General features: G+C 37.6%; 16 protein-coding genes. 6 read left to right on the top strand and 10 right to left on the bottom strand.

The annotated features are described in order from the left end of the window. Positions 1-5 precede the first annotated feature (5 nt). From ABXZ36_RS04980 to ABXZ36_RS04965, 4 genes are all read right to left on the bottom strand, one after another. Complete coding sequence (locus tag ABXZ36_RS04980) at positions 6-1,625, bottom strand: amidohydrolase (RefSeq protein ID WP_354614384.1); 1,620 nt, start codon at positions 1,623-1,625, stop codon at positions 6-8. 144 nt (positions 1,626-1,769) lie between these two features. Continuing rightward, complete coding sequence (locus tag ABXZ36_RS04975) at positions 1,770-1,985, bottom strand: LPXTG cell wall anchor domain-containing protein (protein WP_354614382.1); 216 nt, start codon at positions 1,983-1,985, stop codon at positions 1,770-1,772. Between the two features lie 56 nt (positions 1,986-2,041). Then, positions 2,042-2,362: a hypothetical protein gene (locus tag ABXZ36_RS04970; RefSeq protein WP_354614381.1), complete on the bottom strand. Its 321-nt coding sequence runs from the start codon at positions 2,360-2,362 to the stop codon at positions 2,042-2,044. Between the two features lie 192 nt (positions 2,363-2,554). After that, the gene (locus ABXZ36_RS04965) at positions 2,555-3,526 is read right to left on the bottom strand and encodes an OmpA family protein (protein WP_354614380.1); all 972 of its coding nucleotides are present in this window, start codon (positions 3,524-3,526) and stop codon (positions 2,555-2,557) included. 395 nt (positions 3,527-3,921) lie between these two features. On the opposite strand from ABXZ36_RS04965, the gene ABXZ36_RS04960 reads away from it, so the two are divergent. After that, positions 3,922-4,713, top strand: a complete 792-nt coding sequence (locus ABXZ36_RS04960; protein ID WP_354614379.1) for an NIPSNAP family protein — start codon at positions 3,922-3,924, stop codon at positions 4,711-4,713. A 92-nt stretch (positions 4,714-4,805) separates the two neighbouring features. Here the strand turns inward: ABXZ36_RS04960 and ABXZ36_RS04955 are convergent, their stop codons facing one another. After that, the gene (locus ABXZ36_RS04955; protein ID WP_354614378.1) at positions 4,806-6,632 is read right to left on the bottom strand and encodes a DUF885 domain-containing protein; all 1,827 of its coding nucleotides are present in this window, start codon (positions 6,630-6,632) and stop codon (positions 4,806-4,808) included. A gap of 205 nt (positions 6,633-6,837) precedes the next feature. On the opposite strand from ABXZ36_RS04955, the gene ABXZ36_RS04950 reads away from it, so the two are divergent. Next, on the top strand, positions 6,838-7,554 hold the full coding sequence (locus ABXZ36_RS04950; RefSeq protein ID WP_354614377.1) for a hypothetical protein: 717 nt from the start codon (positions 6,838-6,840) through the stop codon (positions 7,552-7,554). Between the two features lie 66 nt (positions 7,555-7,620). Here the strand turns inward: ABXZ36_RS04950 and ABXZ36_RS04945 are convergent, their stop codons facing one another. The 3 genes from ABXZ36_RS04945 to ABXZ36_RS04935 all read right to left on the bottom strand — a co-directional run bounded on the left by ABXZ36_RS04945 (position 7,621) and on the right by ABXZ36_RS04935 (position 12,788). Continuing rightward, positions 7,621-7,812: a cold-shock protein gene (locus ABXZ36_RS04945; RefSeq protein WP_354614376.1), complete on the bottom strand. Its 192-nt coding sequence runs from the start codon at positions 7,810-7,812 to the stop codon at positions 7,621-7,623. A gap of 172 nt (positions 7,813-7,984) precedes the next feature. Next, complete coding sequence (locus ABXZ36_RS04940; RefSeq protein WP_354614375.1) at positions 7,985-9,739, bottom strand: TonB-dependent receptor; 1,755 nt, start codon at positions 9,737-9,739, stop codon at positions 7,985-7,987. Between the two features lie 25 nt (positions 9,740-9,764). Further along, positions 9,765-12,788 carry a tetratricopeptide repeat protein gene (locus ABXZ36_RS04935; protein ID WP_354614374.1) on the bottom strand — a complete coding sequence of 1,008 codons (3,024 nt, stop codon included), beginning with the start codon at positions 12,786-12,788 and terminating at the stop codon, positions 9,765-9,767. A 238-nt stretch (positions 12,789-13,026) separates the two neighbouring features. On the opposite strand from ABXZ36_RS04935, the gene ABXZ36_RS04930 reads away from it, so the two are divergent. The 3 genes from ABXZ36_RS04930 (at position 13,027) to ppgK (ending at position 15,373) form a co-directional block, all read left to right on the top strand. After that, positions 13,027-13,710: a cell division ATP-binding protein FtsE gene (locus ABXZ36_RS04930; protein WP_354614373.1), complete on the top strand. Its 684-nt coding sequence runs from the start codon at positions 13,027-13,029 to the stop codon at positions 13,708-13,710. A gap of 42 nt (positions 13,711-13,752) precedes the next feature. Then, positions 13,753-14,571 (top strand): NUDIX hydrolase, encoded by an 819-nt coding sequence (locus ABXZ36_RS04925; RefSeq protein ID WP_354614371.1) that lies wholly within the window; start codon positions 13,753-13,755, stop codon positions 14,569-14,571. Between the two features lie 64 nt (positions 14,572-14,635). Beyond that, a complete protein-coding gene (gene ppgK, locus ABXZ36_RS04920; protein WP_354614369.1) occupies positions 14,636-15,373 on the top strand; it encodes a polyphosphate--glucose phosphotransferase in 738 nt (245 codons plus the stop codon). Between the two features lie 69 nt (positions 15,374-15,442). On the opposite strand, the gene typA is transcribed toward ppgK, so the two are convergent. After that, complete coding sequence (typA, locus tag ABXZ36_RS04915) at positions 15,443-17,242, bottom strand: translational GTPase TypA (RefSeq protein WP_354614367.1); 1,800 nt, start codon at positions 17,240-17,242, stop codon at positions 15,443-15,445. 232 nt (positions 17,243-17,474) lie between these two features. Beyond that, positions 17,475-17,960, bottom strand: coding sequence for a DinB family protein (locus tag ABXZ36_RS04910; RefSeq protein ID WP_354614366.1), 486 nt, complete (start codon positions 17,958-17,960; stop codon positions 17,475-17,477). Positions 17,961-18,140: 180 nt separating this feature from the next. Between ABXZ36_RS04910 and kdsA the strand changes: the two genes are divergently transcribed. Then, a complete protein-coding gene (gene kdsA, locus ABXZ36_RS04905) occupies positions 18,141-18,962 on the top strand; it encodes a 3-deoxy-8-phosphooctulonate synthase (RefSeq protein ID WP_354614365.1) in 822 nt (273 codons plus the stop codon). Positions 18,963-19,025 lie beyond the last annotated feature (63 nt).

Here is a 19,025-nt window from a genome sequence, read left to right as displayed (position 1 = left end):
TATTTTTAGTTTACTTTTTTACCGTCTATAAACACCTGTTCAGCGCTCATAGTAGGAATACTATTCTCAGGCACTTCCATAATATCAGCACTTAAAATAACAAAATCGGCCATTTTACCAACTTCGATACTTCCTTTTTCATTCTCCTCAAAATTTGAGTAGGCCGCCCAAATGGTCATCCCCTTTAAGGTTTCCTCTCTGGATAAGGCATCTTTCATCTGAAAACCTCCTTCTGGATAGTTATCTGTGTCCTTTCTAGCCACTGCAGCATAAAAAGTTAGGAAAGGACTCACCTGCTCCACAGGAAAATCTGTTCCCAATGCTAACTTCCCAGCACGTTGCAACAATTCTTTAAAAGCATAGGCACCTTTTACCCGTTCCGTTCCCAATCTATCAGCTGCCCAATACATATCACTTGTTGCATGGGTTGGCTGAACAGAAGGGATAATTCCCGATTCAAAATAATCGAAATCTTTTGGAGCAATCACTTGTGCATGCTCTACCTTCCACCTTCTATCACCTTTTCCTTTCAACGCTTTGGCATAGGCTTTTAAAACTACAATATTTGCTGAATCTCCAATGGCATGGGTATTCATTTGATAGTCCGTGGCAACAATCCTATCTACAAGATTCTGAATATCGTCTACTGAGGTGACCATAGCACCAAAATGTCCAGGTTTATCGGAATAGGCCTCCATTAAAGCTGCCCCCCTGGAACCCAAGGCTCCGTCACCATACACTTTTATAGATCTTACATTGAGTTTTTCTGTCTTGACAATACCCTTATTTAAATAATAATCAAGATTATCAGGGGTATTACTTACCATAGCATAGACCCTTATTGAAAGGGCTCCTGCTTGCTGCAGGCTATCTATCAATTCAATGGTACTTCTACCCAAACCAGCATCATTCACCGTGGTTAGACCATAGCTCAAACTAATACGCTCAGCGTCCTTTAAAGCTTGTATTTGGGTTGCCCTATTTGGGGCAGGAACCACAGCATCTATCATTCCCATAGGGTTATCTACTAAAATACCTGTGATTTGTCCATTATCTTTTACAATCTCTCCCCCACTAACATATGTTTTAGCGGTAATCCCAGCCATATCCAACGCTTTTTGGTTGACTAAATAGGCGTGGCCATCTACACGTTCTAGAGCTACAGGTGTATTCGGAAAAAGGGCATCTAATTCCATTTTGGTCGGAAACTCCTTTACCTCCCAATCATTTTGGTCCCATCCCCTACCTCGTATAAATTCCATTGGATTCTTGGCTTGAAACTCCTGCACCCTATCTAAAACTTCTTGATAGCTTTTGGTACCCACCAAATCCACAATCTGTTGGTTAAGTCCTAATCCATAAAAATGGCAGTGCGCATCTATCAAACCAGGGGTAATAGTCTTACCTCCTGCGTTAATCGTTTTCAAAGAGGTATATTTTTCATTGATTTCATCTGTAGTTCCTACGGTTACAAATTTTCCATCCTTAACAGCAAAAGCACTAGCTTTAGCAAAAGCATCATTTACCGTATACACATTGGCGTTAACTACAATGAGATCAACACTTACCTTATTAGGAGCACAACTTACCAAACAGATGGCCATAAAAAATAGAATTTTTTTCATAGAATATTTAAATTTATTTTCTCAAAAATAATGAATTACTACTACTTGATTGTTACTTCAAAAAGTTTGAGCAAAAAAAATGTGCTTCGAAATGGGAATGCGAAGCACATTTAATTTTCAAATTGAAAAGTTTTAAATTCCCAACTAGCTCTTTTTTTTACTTAGAGTGAGAAAGGCACCCCCAATAAGTAAAGCGAAACCTACATAAGGCGACCATTGTATTGGGTGGTTTGTTTTTTGGCTAATCTCAATAGGACCAAAATCTACTACTTTTTCTTTGGTAACCAAATTAAAACCAGTATACACCATCATCAAAATTCCTAGGACGATGAGTACCATCCCAATTGTTTTTTTTTGCATTTTAACGGTTTATAAGTTAAATTTTACTGGTCAAAAAAATAAATTCAATCAAATGCTTAAAGCAAAAGGATTAAAAGGAGTATAATTATAATGATAGCACCAACAGAAAGATACACCCCTCCGTTCATAGCTTTTAGTTCTGCTTTTGTCTCACGTACTTCCAAGCGAAGTTCCTTTTTTTCCAAACGTGTTAAATTTGATTTGTCCATGGCTTTAATCTCATCCAATCTCGCCAATAAGGTCTTAGCTAGTGCTGCATTGTCAGCAGTAGATGAAGTCATTAATTCTGTAGGTGGCTCATTTGCGGCCGTCACACTTGTAGGGATTAATGATACCATTGTAAATGCGATCATTAAATAGATAGAATACTTTTTCATATGGTTTGTTTTAGACCTTTTATTAAATTAGGCACTATTAAATATCGACTATTTTTAACATACATGTTTACTAAATATCATAAATTATTATCGTCTAAAATTAAATTTTAAAATATTTGTAATAAATATAGATACGAATTTTTTAACTGTCAAAAATTTACTAACAAAGAGAGAATGAGACACTTATAATAATCATTCCAACTCCTTAGAAATTAGAAATTCTACCCTTCGGTTTCGCTGTCTTCCTTCAACAGAATTATTATCCCGTAAAGGTTTGGTAGCTCCAAATCCCTTCCAAGAGATTCTATTTTTTTCTAGTCCCAATCGCATCAAATACTGAGAAACGGCCTCTGCCCTTTTATTGGAAAGTTTCTCATTATAAGCATTAGAACCAATTTTATCTGTATGTCCTTTTATAATTACTTTTAAATGATTGTTTACTTTTAAATAGGCATAAAGTGCATCAATTCCTTTTTTTTCTGTTTCTAAAAGATAGGATCTATCAAATTCGAACAGAACATCCTTAAAAATATAGGTTACGTCCAATTCATAATCTATATCTTCAGCCGCATTCACCGGATCAACCCCAATTAGAGAAACCATATCAACATAATAATAAGCACCAATTTTAAGGTCTATTTTTGTATCGACTCTTCTAGTGGTTGCGTTATTGTTGAAGTTTCCCAGAATCATAAAATTCTCACTGCCCTCGGCGAGAAATTCTGTACTTAGCTTCACCCATTTTTTGTCATTGGTTAAAAATTTAGAGCTTAGAACTGTCTGAAAATTAAAGGAATTGTCTTTTATGCTATAGATTTGTGTTTTGGACAAATAAGTTTTTTTGTTCAGAGACATCTTTTTTTCTGCAAATAGAACCCCAATATCTCGGATGGCATAATCCGATTTTTCGGCTAGACTTACATAAAAGGATACTTGGTACTTTTTGCCCTTTTCTAAAGTTTTAGAAATTTCGGCCTGGATGTATTCCCTATAATCTTCTGGAGCAATCACATAAAAACCGGCATAGCCATTTCCGTGAAACGGTTCTTGAGTTCCCTTAAAATTACTGTTAACACCCATAAGCTCACTGCAGGAATTGAAGTAATCTGTAGTTCCTCTTGTGGGCGTGCTCCAAGAAGGTAAATCGATATTAAAATTCCCCATTCTTTTTGGACATTCGGCATGAATTTCAAAACTTGGATTTTTAATAAGGTTTTGACTTAGGCAAATAGCAGAATTAAACATAGTAAGAATAGATAATAAAGGGATTAATCTTCTAAACATGATGCTTTATGCTACCTCTTATTATGATTTTTCTGAACCTCTTTTATTTTCAATACGCAAGACCTAGGTTGGCCTAATTTATGAAATAAATGGTTAGAATAAAATTCATGTGGTTACGCATATTCAAAACATGATAGGAGATTAGTACTAAAATTGATATATAAAAGCTCTCTGAACTGATTGTACCCTTCCGTATTTGAATTGTAACATCACTAAATCGTTTAGTTTAGGATTTCTTTATCAACTAGCTTACATTTGGTTAAATAAAAAAACGTATGAATTCTATTTACTCAAGACTCACCTTTCTTAGTACCACATTTCTCATCTTCTTTTGCGTACAATTAAATGCCCAGAACGAAAAGAGCGAATTGTTTCAGTTAAAAACCTATACTTTTGAAAATGAAACACAGGAACAACTAACTGATGAGTATCTTAGCAAAGCCTATCTACCTGCTTTAAAAAAATTAAAAATAGATCGCGTTGGCGTATTCAAGACAAGACCAAATGAAAAGGATACCTTAAACCAACTTTTTGTTTTGATCCCTTTTAAAGACTTTGCCCAATTTGAAAGTTTAAACAAAAAACTCTTACAAGACAAAGACTATTTAATGCAGGGGAAGAACTATCTCCAGGCATCCTATGATAAAGCCCCATATCTCAGAATTTCATCTACTCTTTTAAAGGCGTTCAAGGATATGCCCATATTAAAACCAACGCTACTTGATGGGCCTCGTTCAGAAAGAGTTTACGAGTTGCGTAGTTATCAGTCACCCACAGAAGAACTTTATCGCAATAAGGTGAAAATGTTCAATGAAGGAGGGGAAGTATCTCTATTTAATGACCTCGGCTTTAATGCCGTATTTTATGGGGAGGTCCTTTCCGGTAGCCAGATGCCCAACCTAATGTACATGACCACCTTTGCAAATCAAGAAAGTAGAGATGCTCATTGGAAATCTTTTGTGGACGCCCCTACCTGGAAAAACCTATCTACGTTACCTGAATATCAGAATAATGTTTCCCTTAACGAACAATTCTTCCTTTACCCAACAGAATACTCGGATTATTGATTAGGAACTAAAGTAAATGAATATACTGGTTGCCTGTTACCATTGCCATATAAGTTATGGTTAAGATGGTCAAAAGGTTTACGAGATACACCTTAACGGTTGTATTTCTCTTTTTCTATCCACTTCTCTATCTTTTCTTCTAGCAAAACCAAGGGCAAGCTTCCTGAACTCAAGATTTGGGTATGAAATTCTTTAATTGAAAAGGCATCGCCCAAGGCGGTTTCTGCCCTTGTACGAAGTTCCCTGATCTTTAACTGGCCTACTTTATAAGACAGTGCCTGTCCCGGAGCTACAATATAGCGCTCAATTTCGGTAGTGATAGCATCTTCGGATGCCGCTTCGTTTTCCATGGAATATTGTATAGCCTCTTCCTTTGTCCATCCTTTAGTGTGAATCCCAGTATCTACAACCAATCTGATAGCTCTATGAATCTCCATGCTCAACATACCAAAGTACTGGTAAGGATCTTTATACAGCCCCAATTCTTTGCCTAGAGATTCACAATATAGCGCCCAGCCTTCAACAAAAACACCCATACCTTCCCCGTGGAGAAATGAAGGCAGGTTTTTATTTTCTTGTTGAAGGGACAATTGGTAATGATGTCCTGGGATAGCTTCATGCAAGAACAAAGCTTCATCCATAAATGTAGTGTAAGTTGTTACGTCAGGAATGGGTACATAAAAAGTGCCTGGTCTTGATCCGTCCTTACTACCGGCGAAATATTCGGCACTGGCAGAGGCCTCCCTAAATGCTTCGGTTCTGCGAACTTCAAATTGTGCTTTAGGTTTTAAATCAAATAATTTAGATAAAAAAGGTTGCATCCTCTTTTGGATGGATTTGAAATTCTCAATGACTTCTTCAGGCTCTTTAAAGGGCATTTGATCTTTGCTATTGCGCACAAAATCAAAGAAACTATTTAAATCGCCCTCGAAGCCTACAGAATCTTTTATTAATTCCATTTCTCCCCTAATTCTGGCTACTTCTTCCAAGCCCATTTCATGGATCTCCTTAGCCGACATATTTGTAGTTGTATGGTATTTGATCAAATACGAATATGCTTGTTTGCCGTGAGGGAGTTGTGATAGCCCTATGGTCTCTGTTCCCTCAGGCAAGTAGTCTTCTAATAAAAAAAGTTTTAGCTTCTCGTGGGCAGGCGTGACATCATCCAAAATCATATTTCGATAAGCATCTTTTAATCTAATCCTTTCCTCCTCTGAAAAACTTTCTGGTATATTTCTAATTGGGCCAAAAAATAGATGATCCTCAGCCTCGGCAGTTGCAAATGCCTCTAATTGATTTAATATCCTTTGTATAATAACTTTAGGTAGCACCACCTCTTTATCAATTCCCCTTTTCATATTAAGTATTGCCGAGTCCAACCAATTCAGATAATCGTTTACCCTTTGCAACCAATCGTCATAATCGTCTATAGTTTTAAAAGGTTGAGCCCCTGATCCGCTCGCCAATAAACCTACTTCTAATTGAAAAGAAAATATTTGGTTGATGGGCATTAACTCAAAGGTGGGCAGGTCGAACATTGGTGAAGGTATGGTCACTAATTTGTTCGTAAGGCCTTCCCGTTTTATTTCTGCATCCCAAACCAAGACTTTGAGACTTAGTGCCTGAGACGGAGTGAGAATAGCTTCATCATATAATTCGGCCATACTTAAGAAATAGTCATAATTTTCCTCTAGATCTTCCTGATAAGGCTTTGAAATATAATCTGCCAAAACATTATTGTATCCTGTGACTCCAGATCTTGTAGCTTCCAAAGGATTCATCCGCAATTTAAACGTATAATATTCCTGAAAAAGACTATCAATAGGTACCACCTCAACCAATACTACCTTTTCCTCATTATTTTTACAAGCATTACAAAAAAATAACAGCAATAAAATGGCTATTGGTAGGTATTTCATATCAGTATCAGTTTAACCCAAAAATAAGGATTTAAAAGGAATCCCAATCACCCAAAACAGGATGTTGCTATAATTTTTAAAAACAAAATCTGTCTAATATTTCTCAAATAAACGCCTTAAAAAGCAACAAATATCATGGATTTGAGAACAGCATACGCCTGCATTGCAAAATGTTACCGAACTTTGCAACTACTAGTCGGTGCACATGAGTGAAAAATATCCATCAAAATTAAATAATACCCAAGCGGGAGCGGCACTGCAAGCGGAGCTAAATTCCCTAATTCTAGAATTGGATACCATACAATTAAAGACCATCAGCTTTGAAAATACCCTAAGGTCCCATCTGGAAAATGCCCTCATTGAAGAACAGGAATTAACAGTGCTATACAAGCAACAAAAAGCAGCAAAAAAGAAAAAAAGGCTTCACCAAAAAAAACGCGGAAAAAATTATAGAGAGGTGGAAGGGCTACAGACAGTGTCCACGCAAAAGAACTCAAGAACAGACCTAAGGGAACACCAAGAGAAAAAACGACTTTACAGGGAGGCCATGTTGCATGTACATCCCGATAAATTTTCCATGCAAGCAGATAAATTGGACTTGGCAACAGCCATTACCACCAAACTCATAGACATATATTCCTCTGGAGATCTGGAAACACTTAGGGCCTTTCATACTCATATCTTCCTTAGCAACACCCTACTTAAACAAGATGTTATCCAACAAAAGGATAATGGCCTTACGGAAGATATCTATTTGCAATTGGAAATCCAGAAAATGAAAAGGCTGCTCCAAGAAGCCAAAAACAAGCATACTTACAAAGTGCTTCTGGAGTATGAGAATCCTATGACCTTTTTGGAAGAATTAAGGGGCTATTATGAAGACCGACTCATTAAACTGAGAAAACGGACGAGAAAAGGATAATACTTGACCACAAAAAAAGCCCATCATTACTGATGGGCTTTAGCTTAATGAACTAAAAAGTATATATTAAATAACTTTTACATTTACTGCGTTCAATCCTTTTCTACCGTCCTGAAGATCAAATTCAACTTCATCGCCTTCACGAATTTCGTCTACTAATCCAGAAATGTGTACAAAATGTTCTTTACCAGAACCTTCTTCTGCGATAAAACCAAATCCTTTGGTATCATTGAAGAACTTTACTGTCCCTTTACTCATTGTTAAAATTTAAAATTAATACGTATTTGTTGACAAAGATGATACCATTTATTTTAAGTAGCACTATAAAGCACCACATTTATTTTTGATATCCCCAAAATACACTTAAATCACTCACGTATAATGTATTGAAGGGATTTTAAGTTTGCCCTTTTTTAAGAACAGACTCCTATTAAAAATCGAATTTATATTTAAATCCTGCCAACACTTGAAATCCTTGGACAGGGTAATTGGCCCATCTTTGATAATCGTTATTTGCGATGTTGCTCAGTTTTAAAAATATGGAAAATTGATCGTTAAATCGGTATCCCATGTGGGCGTTGGCATCAAAATAAGCATCCAAAGTAATTAAGGTTGATGGAAATTGTGAGGGCATAACATTTTGGACCACCTGTGAACTAAGGTCTTCCCTTTCCCCAACATAGAATATATTGGCGCCCATATACCAATGCTCATCAATTTGATAATCCATAAAAAGAGAACCTGTCATATTGGGAAGGTTCCAAGCTGGATTATCCGTTTCGGTATCGTAATCATATACTTCGGCATTAATACCCAAAGAAAAATTGCGATTGATATCTAAATTTAATTCTCCAAAGATTCCCAATGTTTTTACATCATCGTAAAACACCTCAAAGGAATTCCCAAAATAGTACCCCTTTTCATCATTCCTAAAATCATTGGAAGGATTTAGCTTAAACAAGGGCTTTCTGTTTTCCGCAGTATAAGAACCTTTTATATTATAGCTAAGGCTAGGTAGCAGCATCCCTTTAAGGCCAATGTATGCGTCGTATTGCTTATCCGTTGGGGTAATGGCAAGGGTTGGGGATACAAAAGGATTGTCTCCCACAAAATCATGGAAGGAGTTTTGTTTTAAATCCCCTTCTATACCTCCGTATGCAATTAAGTTTTCATCTAAGATCCGATAAGAGGCAGTTACTGCTGGATATATATAAAAATTGCTGTCGCTATTCTCCGTATTCATACCATATACAAGGTTAGCCCCTAAATTTATCCTGACATCATCGGTTACTATCAAAAGACTTGGGCTTACACCTACTTGAAAATGGCTATAATTAATCTCTCCTGTATTATTTGAATTGTTAACATTTGCATTTTTGAAAGCACCTCCTACATAATCAAAATTACCAGAAATGGTGAGCGCTTGGTCTGTTAGAGGAAATTCAAAAACGGGCTGAAATTTTAATCTATTTTCACCGGAATCCGTTACATCCCAAAAACGTCTTAAGAGCAGATCTGCGCTTTTAAAGAGAGCATCTTCCACTTTCACATTTGCCCCCAATTCTGCGTTATAATAATTTTGCTTCCCATCAATACTGGCAACCACCGCATCAGGATAGACCCCTTCTGGAACTCCGTACCAATTATAGATTTGGTGTTGTAACCCTATGTTCGTACCCCAACTGACATCCCTATCCCTTTTAGAATAGGAGGCGTCCAATTTGGTGTTGTAAAAATCATTGTCCAAAATAGTACCATCAATATCCCCTCTGGAGGAAAAATGGTTCAGGCCTATGTCCAATCGCTCATCCCTATTTAAGGCCCTACTAGTATAAAAATCGAGCATGGCGTTATTGTAATTCCCTAGACCCAAGGCCAAATAGGAATTATAGAGCTTTTCTGGTTTCGCTTTCTGTACTTCGGTGGCCTTACCCTTGGCAGGGGTAAAAGTAGAAGCTACAGGAATTGAAAAAATACTGTACTTGATCTTCTTCTTTTGTAGTACGATGGAATCGTTCATATTAGGTAAGCTCTTAATTTTAAAGGCATCGGAGATCGTTGGGGTATACGCCTTAGTCACCGTTACCGTTTCCGTTCCTATATCATTTTTATCTTTCTCTTGGGATATCCCCAATTGAAAGACGCCAAGAATGGAAAGGATACTTATATATATTTGCTTTTGCATAGTGTTCTCTTTTTGCAAGGTATTTTTAATTCTTTTCAGGATTGATAGATGAATTGCTCTCTGCCTCTTTGGTTTTTATCTTTATAAGCTCTTGTTTGGCTTCATTTACTATCTCAGTGTATTGTCCGAAATTGGTAATAACACTTTCCAAAATATAAGTGGTCTGAAAAGCATCTCCCAACGCATAGAAATTCTTGGCCATGATCACCAATCCTTTTCCACCCCACTCTTTGTAAGCCGAGTAGTCCTTGGCCAATTTTGATACAGATGCATTAGATGCCACATAATTTTGTGCCTTATTTTTAAAATAGGCATCATAGTAAAAGGCTTCGGCGGCCAATTCACCAGAGGCTATCTTTAAAACTTCTCCATAGGCCTTCTGAGCCCTTGCTTCATTATTGGTAGCTATGGCAGACCTAGCAATCATAATCTGAGCATCACTTTTAATACGATCATCTATTTTAGAAGTAGCCAATACTTTTTCTGCATAATCAATGGTCTTGTCGTAATTACTTTGCTCGTAGTAACCCTTCATAAGGTTCGACTGGGCAAAAGTGATATTCTGCTGAATATCGGCCGTATTTTCCAATTGCTCCAAAAAGGGAATAGCAGTGGTATAATTTTTATTGCCCACATAAATTTCACAAACTCTGGTCAATGCTTGCTCTGAATACTCACTACCCCCCCTATTGGCTACAAAGGTGTAATATGTGAGTGCTTTTTCTTTTTCTCCTTTGGCAAAATACAATTGTGCCAAATTAAAATTAGCCTTTAGTGCATTTAGACCAGAAGGGAATTGTTGGATATAGCTTTGATACCCTTTTATAGCAGCATCTGAGCGCCCCTCTATATATTGTTTGTCCGCAGATTCAAACGTTGCATTATCCAAGTCGGCATCGGTCACTTCCACAAAATCTAGGTTCTTAACCCAATCGGCATATTCGTTCACACGCCCAAGATCAACATAGATTAATTTGGCTGTGGACACTGCCTGTATCGCCTCTTGGGTCTTTGGAAAATCGCGCACCACAGTTTTAAACTTACCTAATGCCTGATCGTTCTGACTTGTATTGTAATGCACTAACCCTTGGCGCATCAGCGCCTGAGGAACCAAAGAACTTCCTTTATACTGGTTTATCAACTTGTCATAGGAACGCAAACCTAATTCTATCTTATTCTCTTTAACGTACGAGTTCCCCAATTCAAAAAGGACATCGTCCATTAAGGTAGAATTAGGATACTTTGTAGTAAAACTGTTCAATTCTTCAATCTTAGTAGTAGTTCTATCTACAAACCCATAAGAAAGGGCCTTTTGAAATGCCGCATAGTCCTTTTCTGGTCCATTCAAAGCCAAAGCTTGATTATAGGCCTCCATGGCAGGCCAATATTTACTACTCACAAAATAACTATCTCCCAAACGCAGATAGGCATCGTGCAATTTATTAGTATCCGAAGGATTTGCAGCGGAATATTTTGAAAAATAGGAAGCCGCATTGGTATAGTCATTAAGCTTAAAATAAGTGTATCCCAAATTATATGACAAATCCTTGTTTTCAGGAATGGAGCGTGCATTTGAGTTGGCTTGAAACTGTATAAAATCTACCAAGGCATCCTTATAATTAATTAAGAGATATTGGGCTTCCGCCTTCCAGTACTGGGCTCTGGCCTTAAAATTACCATCCTCTGCACTCGCAAGAGATTTTTTGAAATTCTCCACAGCACCAGAATAATCAGCATCCATAAAAAGTTCAATCCCCCTATAGTAAGCTACTTTTTGATAGGTAGCCTTACTGGCATAATTTTTATTTTCTTCTAAGAGCGTCATAGCCCCTTTAAAATTCTTTGAGGTGATATAAGAATCTACCAAGAGCTCCTGAATTTCCTTGGTCTGGGCACTACCCGGATATTTATCCAGGTAGGTAGTCAAGACTTTGGGAACACTCTCATAGGCATTACCGATTTCATAACTCAAACGCGCATAATTCAGGTAGGCATCTTTTTGAATTTCTTCAACAAAATCCATTTGAGAAGCATTTCTAAAAGCATTCAGCGCCTCTTGCTTTTTATCCAATTTTAAATAACATTCAGCCAAATGGTAATAGGCATTTTGGGCCACGCTGTTGTCTCCTCCAATTATTTTATTGAACTGTTGAATGGCATTGGCAAAATCTTCCTGTTTGTAATAGGAGTAGCCTAAGAAATAGTAATCGGTATTACTAAATTTGCCCTTCTTGCCTTTATACTCTTCTAAATAGGGAATAGCGTTGCTGTACTGTTTAAGATTGAAATAACTCTCCCCAATTATCTTATTGAGTTCAGAAATTTCCAACCTGTCTGCCTTTGGCAATTGTTTTTTGGCAAGTTCAATGGCCTTTTCAAAATTCCCAAGCTTAAAATTCATATCAGCCTGGTAGTAGGATAGGTTTTCATCTAATAATCGTTGATCAGTGATCTGATCGAAGCGTGCACTAGCTCCAGCATAATCATCATTCTGGTAGGCTATAAATCCTAGGTAATACTTGGCCTGTGAACCATATTTAGGAGAATTGGTTACTTTATTCAGGTATTGTTCGGCTTCTTTGGACTTATTAGACGAAAAAAGAGAGTACCCGTTATTAAAGTTAAAACGATCCCTATCGGCCCTAGATATAGAACCTTGTTCAACTTTTCCGTACCACTTTAAGGCATAGGGATATTTTCCAGTTTCAAAATAATAATCGGCCACATCAAAGAAGGCCGAATTTCTTTTGGTGGAGGTGGGGTATTGCTCTACAAAATCCTCCATTAAACGATCTGCACCAATCTGATTTAGCCTGATGGCGGCATTTGCCGCATAGTAGGCACTATTAGCTTGGACCTCTAAATCTTTGCTGTTAGATTTTACCTTTTCAAAAATAGTCTGGGATGCTTGATACTGTTTGTTATTATAAAGCGCTAGCGCTTCCTGATAATCCTTTTCGTTATGGGTATAGATCTTAGATTCTTGGCAATAGCCAATCCATACCATCCCCATAAGACACAGTAGTAAAGCGGTTTTTTTATTTCGCATAATGTTCTCTAGCTGTTAAAAATTAACCGTATATGAATATATATAACGTTAAAAATTGCACTTAAGTATTCCAATAAAGGTACATTTCATATACAGTTTTAAAGATTCCTCAAAGGCGAAATATTTTATTAAAATCCATGCCTTGCTTAACTTTATTTAAGGCGAAAGATATATATTTTTAAAAGACCTTGATTTCTTTTAACAAGAACTTATTACCTTTATCTCAATAATTAGAGACATGGGCGAAAGCATATTGCACTTAGAGGACGTGGCCGTTTTCCAGATGGAAAATTTAGTGCTCAACGAAATCAATTTAGAAATAAAAAAAGGAGAATTTGTTTATCTCATTGGGAAGACCGGGAGTGGCAAAAGTAGCTTTATGAAATTGCTCTATGGCGACCTTCCTCTTTTAGAAGGCTCGGGCACCATCGTAGATTTTGATCTAAAGACATTGAAGGAAAAAGACATCCCATACCTGAGAAGGAAATTGGGCATTGTTTTCCAAGATTTTAAATTATTGCCCGACAGGAGTATCAATAATAACCTACGCTTTGTACTTAAAGCCACAGGATGGACCGATGATAGCTTAATGGATGCCAAGATTGAAGAAGTTTTGGGCAAAGTTGGCATGAAGACCAAAGGTTTCAAATTCCCACATGAGCTTTCGGGAGGCGAACAACAACGTATAGCTATTGCCCGTGCTCTATTGAACGATCCTGAGTTGATTTTGGCTGATGAGCCAACAGGTAATTTGGATCCGCAGACCAGCGTAGAAGTCATGAAAGTATTACAAGAGATCAATGCCACCGGGCGCACCATATTAATGGCTACACATGATTACGCCCTTATATTAAAGTATCCTTCCAAAACCTTAAAGTGCGATGGTAACAAGGTGTTCGAAGTAGTGCAAAAGGCCATTTAGCCAAATTATTTTACAATAATTCACTTCCTTGGTTAAGCGCCTATGATCATAAAAAAACAAGTCCATAGAGCCTATAAAAAGGTGAATCCCATTATTGGTGTGCTTCTCTTTCTTATTTCTATACTCCTATTCGTTCTTACTGTACCTTTTGGCTTTGTTTATGGACTTATCTACAAACTTTTTAAAGGGGGAGTAACTAGTATTGGGGAGTACGCCCTCAAAATGGCGATATCCATTGACCAATTGGGCAATGTGAGCATGCAGTACCTATTAAATGCCCTTTGGATCAAAAAAGACGGGTACTATTTTGGAAATAGAGACGAGACTATTTCCAGTGCCATAGGTCGGAACAAAAATTTGGGCACTTTAACCTTTTTTGGGCGTAGTATAGATAGGTTGTTGGATACCATTGATCCCAACCATTCTTTAAACTCTATTGATTACTACATAGAACCGACCGATAAAATAATAGACAAACTGGCGTGGATTCATTTGGTGGACGGAAAAATTTTGAGCACCCGAAGCAAGGGGAAGACCAAATATTATATTCCAGGAGGAAAAAGAGAACCAGGGGAAACAGACACCGTTACCTTAGTCAGAGAAATAAAAGAGGAACTCAGTGTTGCCATAATTGTTCCTTCAATGGAATATATAGGTGTTTTTGAAGCCCAGGCAGATAAACACAAGCTGGGCATACTAGTGCGCATGACTTGTTATGCCGCACAATACCAAGGCCAATTGCTACCCCATTCAGAAATTGAGGAAATGGTATGGCTAACTTACAAGGACCGCGAATTAATCTCTGCTGTGGACCAATTGATTTTTGATTTTCTACATCTGAAGGGTGATTTGGTAGAATAGTATGATTACCAAATTGCCAAAACTTTTTTGTTTCTTTGCCGGGCAAACAAACTAAACGTACTACATGGAAATACTCGGCATAGATATAGGTGGCTCTGGAATAAAAGGAGCATTGGTAAATGTTGAAACAGGGGAAATGCTTACAGAGCGCTATAGAATACCGACACCAGAATCTAAAAAACCTGCCGATATAGCAATGGTAGTTGCACAAATTGTTACCCACTTTAATTATACCGGTCCCGTAGGATGTGGTTTTCCTTCAATTATTAGACATGGCATCTGTAAATCCCAAGGCAATCTTCACAAATCATGGGTAGGTGTTAAAGTAGACAATCTTTTTACAGAGGCCACAGGACAACCATTTCATGTTATCAATGATGCCGATGCGGCAGGCTGTGCCTGTATGAATTATGGCGTTGGAAAGGGCGAAAAGGGATTCGTTATCATGATCACCATTGGTACCGGCTTAGGTAGTGGTGCATTTTTGGACGGTAGGTTGATCCCCAATTTTGAATTGGGACAGATTCCCTATAAAAAATATGACAAGATTGAATCATGGGCAGCAGGTTCCGTGAAAGAAAATAAAGAGATGAGTTATAAAAAATGGGGTAAGCGTTTCAATAAATTTCTGAATTTGGTGGATTTGATCGTAGCTCCGGAATTGATTATCCTAGGTGGCGGCGCATCCAAGGATTGGGATGAATTTAAGAACCAAATAGATGTGGACACCAGAGTTATCCCTGCAAGATTAGAGAATACTGCAGGGATTATTGGCGCTGCTTCTGCTTGCGGGAAGATTTAATAGATATTTTAAAATCAAAAAGCCCCGAACCAATCGTCCGGGGCTTTTTGTATTACATTAAAATTGATATTAAGTAATTTTATTACGCTTACGATCGTTTTCCGTTAAATATATTTTCCTTAAACGGATATGTTTTGGAGTAACCTCTACATATTCATCTTTCTGAATGTATTCCAAAGCTTCCTCTAATGAAAATTTAATTGCAGGAACAATTTTAGCCTTGTCATCCGCTCCAGAAGAACGAACGTTAGACAACTTTTTAGTTTTGGTAATATTAATTGTCATATCATCTCCTCTAGAGTTCTCTCCAATCACCTGACCTTCATAGATATCTTCTCCCGGATCAACAAAAAACTTACCTCTATCTTGTAACTTATCAATAGAGTAAGGAATTGATTTACCTAATTCCATTGACACTAAAGATCCATTTTGACGTTGTGGAATATGACCTTTCATTGGTTGGTATTCCAAGAACCTATGAGACATGATAGCTTCACCAGCAGTAGCGGTTAATAATTGGTTTCTTAAACCTATAATACCTCTTGATGGAATTAAAAATTGGCAAACCATACGGTTTCCTTTAGCTTCCATGCTTGTCATTTCACCTTTACGAATAGAAACCATTTCTACAGCTCTACCAGAAACTTCTTCCGGCAAATCTATGGTTAACTGCTCAATAGGCTCACACTTTTGACCATCAATTTCTTTTATAATTACCTGTGGCTGCCCAATTTGCATTTCGTAACCCTCACGACGCATAGTTTCGATTAAAACAGACAAGTGCAATACACCTCTACCAAAAACCAAGAACTTATCAGCACTATCAGTAGAATTTACACGTAGCGCTAAGTTCTTCTCAAGCTCGCGCTCTAAACGATCTTTAATGTGACGAGAGGTAACGAATTTGCCATCTTTACCAAAAAACGGACTATCGTTGATAGTGAATAACATGCTCATGGTAGGTTCATCAATAGCAATTGTTTTTAAACCTTCTGGGCTTTCGATATCAGCAACAGTATCACCAATTTCAAAACCTTCTAAACCAACAATAGCGCAAATATCACCTGTTTTAACTTCTTGTACTTTTAGTCTACCAAGACCTTCAAAAGTATAAAGTTCCTTAATTTTTGTTTTTACAATTTTACCATCGCGTTTCACCAAAGAAACTTGTTGTCCTTCTTTTAAATCACCTCTTAACAGTCTACCAATTGCAATTCGACCCGTAAAAGAAGAGAAATCCAATGAAGTAATCAACATTTGAGTGTTTCCTTCTTTAGCTTCGAAAGTTGGAATATGCTCTATTACCATATCCAATAATGGCTCTATATTGTCTGTTTGATTTTTCCAATCATCACTCATCCAATTGTTCTTTGCAGAACCGTAAACGGTTGGAAAATCTAGCTGCCATTCTTCGGCACCTAATTCAAACATTAAATCAAATACTTTTTCGTGTACTTCTTCCGGAGTACAGTTTTCCTTATCAACTTTATTTATTACAACACAAGGCTTCAATCCAAGATCGATAGCTTTTTGCAAAACAAAACGTGTTTGTGGCATTGGACCCTCAAAGGCATCTACCAATAACAATACCCCGTCGGCCATGTTCAAAACACGCTCTACTTCACCACCGAAATCGGCGTGACCAGGAGTATCGATAATATTAATTTTGGTTCCCTTATATACCACAGAAACATTCTTAGAAGTAATAGTGATACCTCTTTCACGTTCCAAATCGTTGTTGTCCAAAATTAAATCGCCAGTGTTCTGGTTTTCTCTGAACAATTGACAGTGGTACATGATTTTATCCACTAACGTAGTTTTACCGTGGTCTACGTGGGCAATGATTGCAATGTTTTTTGTTGCTGACATAACTATAATTTAAAAGCATTCGACCTTCTTGAATGCGCGCGCAAAGATACTCCTTTTTTTAAACCTTTTAACAAAAGGTTGGTTTTTCTTAATATATTGATTTTGAAGGAGTTTCGCAAAGGACCTATGCTATTTATTTTTTGTCCTTCATTAAGTTTTAAACCCTTCTGTAGAGGTCAACACACCCCGTAAGAACCTCGTCCTTAATTGCTCCTGTATTTGGATTGGCAAACTACTGCTCATCTGCCGATGGACCATAAGTCGCGGGTAGCGACTGATCCAATAACAGTAGAAACACTCCCAATTGTGCCCTATGGTGTGGCAATTGAATAAGAACCATGCCTCTCAAAACTTGATGTTTTGGCATTTCCATAACCGTTTTACCGCCTTGAATCATTTTCCAATGCTTATCAAATTTACTATTGGGGACTTTCAAGGCCTTTTTGGCCTCCTCCGCTGAGGATTTCAAGACCTTTACCATTTCGTCTACACTTTCGGTAATGGGAGGCTTGTAATCATCCATGATCATTTCGTCCTGTACCATGGTCCCTGTAACCCAACTAGGTATTTCTGCCAGATGGCTCCCCAATTGTTTTAGGGACATGGATTTTTGATGGGGCCGCCATTCCAATTTATCTTTTGGGATACGCTTTAAGAATTTTTCCGTCAGCGCCACTTCATGCTCCAATTCTACAATTAACATATCTTGTAATTCCATGATATTTTAGTTAACGGTTAATCCTATAATTTACGGAAATTTAAGATACCCAAAAAATACTTAGATCATGTAACCATCAGTTTTATTAAAACTATAACACTTCCACGACGCTCCAATTAATTTTAGGGAGTCTATATTCTATTCGCAAAACTCCTATCTTTGTGAACTAAATTTCTAAGCATGAAACTAGAGTTGATCCCTCAAATAAAACACACCAATAGCAATAATTTTTTTCTGCTATGTGGCCCCTGTGCCATTGAAGGAGAGGAAATGGCAATGCGCATAGCGGAAAAGGTAGTCTCCATTACCGATAAGCTACAAATACCTTATATATTTAAAGGTAGTTTTAAGAAGGCCAACAGAAGTAGGGTAGATTCTTTTACAGGTATAGGTGATGAAAAGGCTTTAAAAATATTACGCAAGGTATCCGAGACATTCCATGTGCCTACCGTAACGGATATCCATGAAATATCTGATGCGGCCATGGCTGCAGAATATGTGGACGTACTACAAATACCTGCTTTTTTGGTAAGGCAAACCGATTTGGTAGTTGCCGCTGCTGAGACAGGTAAGGTTGTTAACCTTAAAAAAGGACAGTTTATGAGTCCAGAAAGCATGAAGCATGCGGTAATGAAGGTGGAGGAATCAGGGAACGGACAGGTAATGGTCACAGACCGTGGCACCATGTTCGGATACCAAGATATGATAGTTGATTTTAGAGGAATCCCAACAATGAAGCAATACGCTCCAGTAGTTTTGGATGTTACCCACTCTTTACAGCAACCCAACCAGTCTTCAGGAGTTACTGGTGGGAGACCAGATATGATTGAAACTATTGCTCGTGCAGGTATTGTGACTGGAGCTGATGGTATTTTCATGGAGACACATTTTGATCCCGCCAATGCGAAGAGTGATGGGGCTAATATGCTACATTTGGATTATTTGGAAAAATTATTGACGAATTTGGTAGCGATACGTAAAACAGTAAATAGTTTAAAATAGGAATACCCATTAACCAATACACAAGAAAAAAGGCCAGCGCGAATGCATTGGCCTTTTTATATT

This window comes from Sediminicola arcticus, from assembly GCF_040566695.1.
GTDB lineage: Bacteria > Bacteroidota > Bacteroidia > Flavobacteriales > Flavobacteriaceae > Sediminicola > Sediminicola arcticus.
The sequence above is the reverse complement of the archived record's forward strand: the minus strand, read 5'-3'. Positions and strand labels throughout refer to the sequence as shown.

Bases quoted from the DNA above. Each gene is read 5' to 3' on its own strand.
- ABXZ36_RS04980 (WP_354614384.1), bottom strand. From the start codon at position 1,625: ATGAAAAAAATTCTATTTTTTATGGCCATCTGTTTGGTAAGTTGTGCT.
- ABXZ36_RS04965 (WP_354614380.1), bottom strand. From the start codon at position 3,526: ATGGGGAATTTTAATATCGATTTACCTTCTTGGAGCACGCCCACAAGA.
- ppgK (WP_354614369.1), top strand. From the start codon at position 14,636: ATGGAAATACTCGGCATAGATATAGGTGGCTCTGGAATAAAAGGAGCA.
- ABXZ36_RS04945 (WP_354614376.1), bottom strand. From the start codon at position 7,812: ATGAGTAAAGGGACAGTAAAGTTCTTCAATGATACCAAAGGATTTGGT.
- ABXZ36_RS04940 (WP_354614375.1), bottom strand. From the start codon at position 9,739: ATGCAAAAGCAAATATATATAAGTATCCTTTCCATTCTTGGCGTCTTT.
- ABXZ36_RS04930 (WP_354614373.1), top strand. From the start codon at position 13,027: ATGGGCGAAAGCATATTGCACTTAGAGGACGTGGCCGTTTTCCAGATG.
- typA (WP_354614367.1), bottom strand. From the start codon at position 17,242: ATGTCAGCAACAAAAAACATTGCAATCATTGCCCACGTAGACCACGGT.
- ABXZ36_RS04910 (WP_354614366.1), bottom strand. From the start codon at position 17,960: ATGGAATTACAAGATATGTTAATTGTAGAATTGGAGCATGAAGTGGCG.
- kdsA (WP_354614365.1), top strand. From the start codon at position 18,141: ATGAAACTAGAGTTGATCCCTCAAATAAAACACACCAATAGCAATAAT.
- ABXZ36_RS04925 (WP_354614371.1), top strand. From the start codon at position 13,753: ATGATCATAAAAAAACAAGTCCATAGAGCCTATAAAAAGGTGAATCCC.
- ABXZ36_RS04975 (WP_354614382.1), bottom strand. From the start codon at position 1,985: ATGCAAAAAAAAACAATTGGGATGGTACTCATCGTCCTAGGAATTTTG.
- ABXZ36_RS04970 (WP_354614381.1), bottom strand. From the start codon at position 2,362: ATGAAAAAGTATTCTATCTATTTAATGATCGCATTTACAATGGTATCA.
- ABXZ36_RS04960 (WP_354614379.1), top strand. From the start codon at position 3,922: ATGAATTCTATTTACTCAAGACTCACCTTTCTTAGTACCACATTTCTC.
- ABXZ36_RS04955 (WP_354614378.1), bottom strand. From the start codon at position 6,632: ATGAAATACCTACCAATAGCCATTTTATTGCTGTTATTTTTTTGTAAT.
- ABXZ36_RS04950 (WP_354614377.1), top strand. From the start codon at position 6,838: ATGAGTGAAAAATATCCATCAAAATTAAATAATACCCAAGCGGGAGCG.
- ABXZ36_RS04935 (WP_354614374.1), bottom strand. From the start codon at position 12,788: ATGCGAAATAAAAAAACCGCTTTACTACTGTGTCTTATGGGGATGGTA.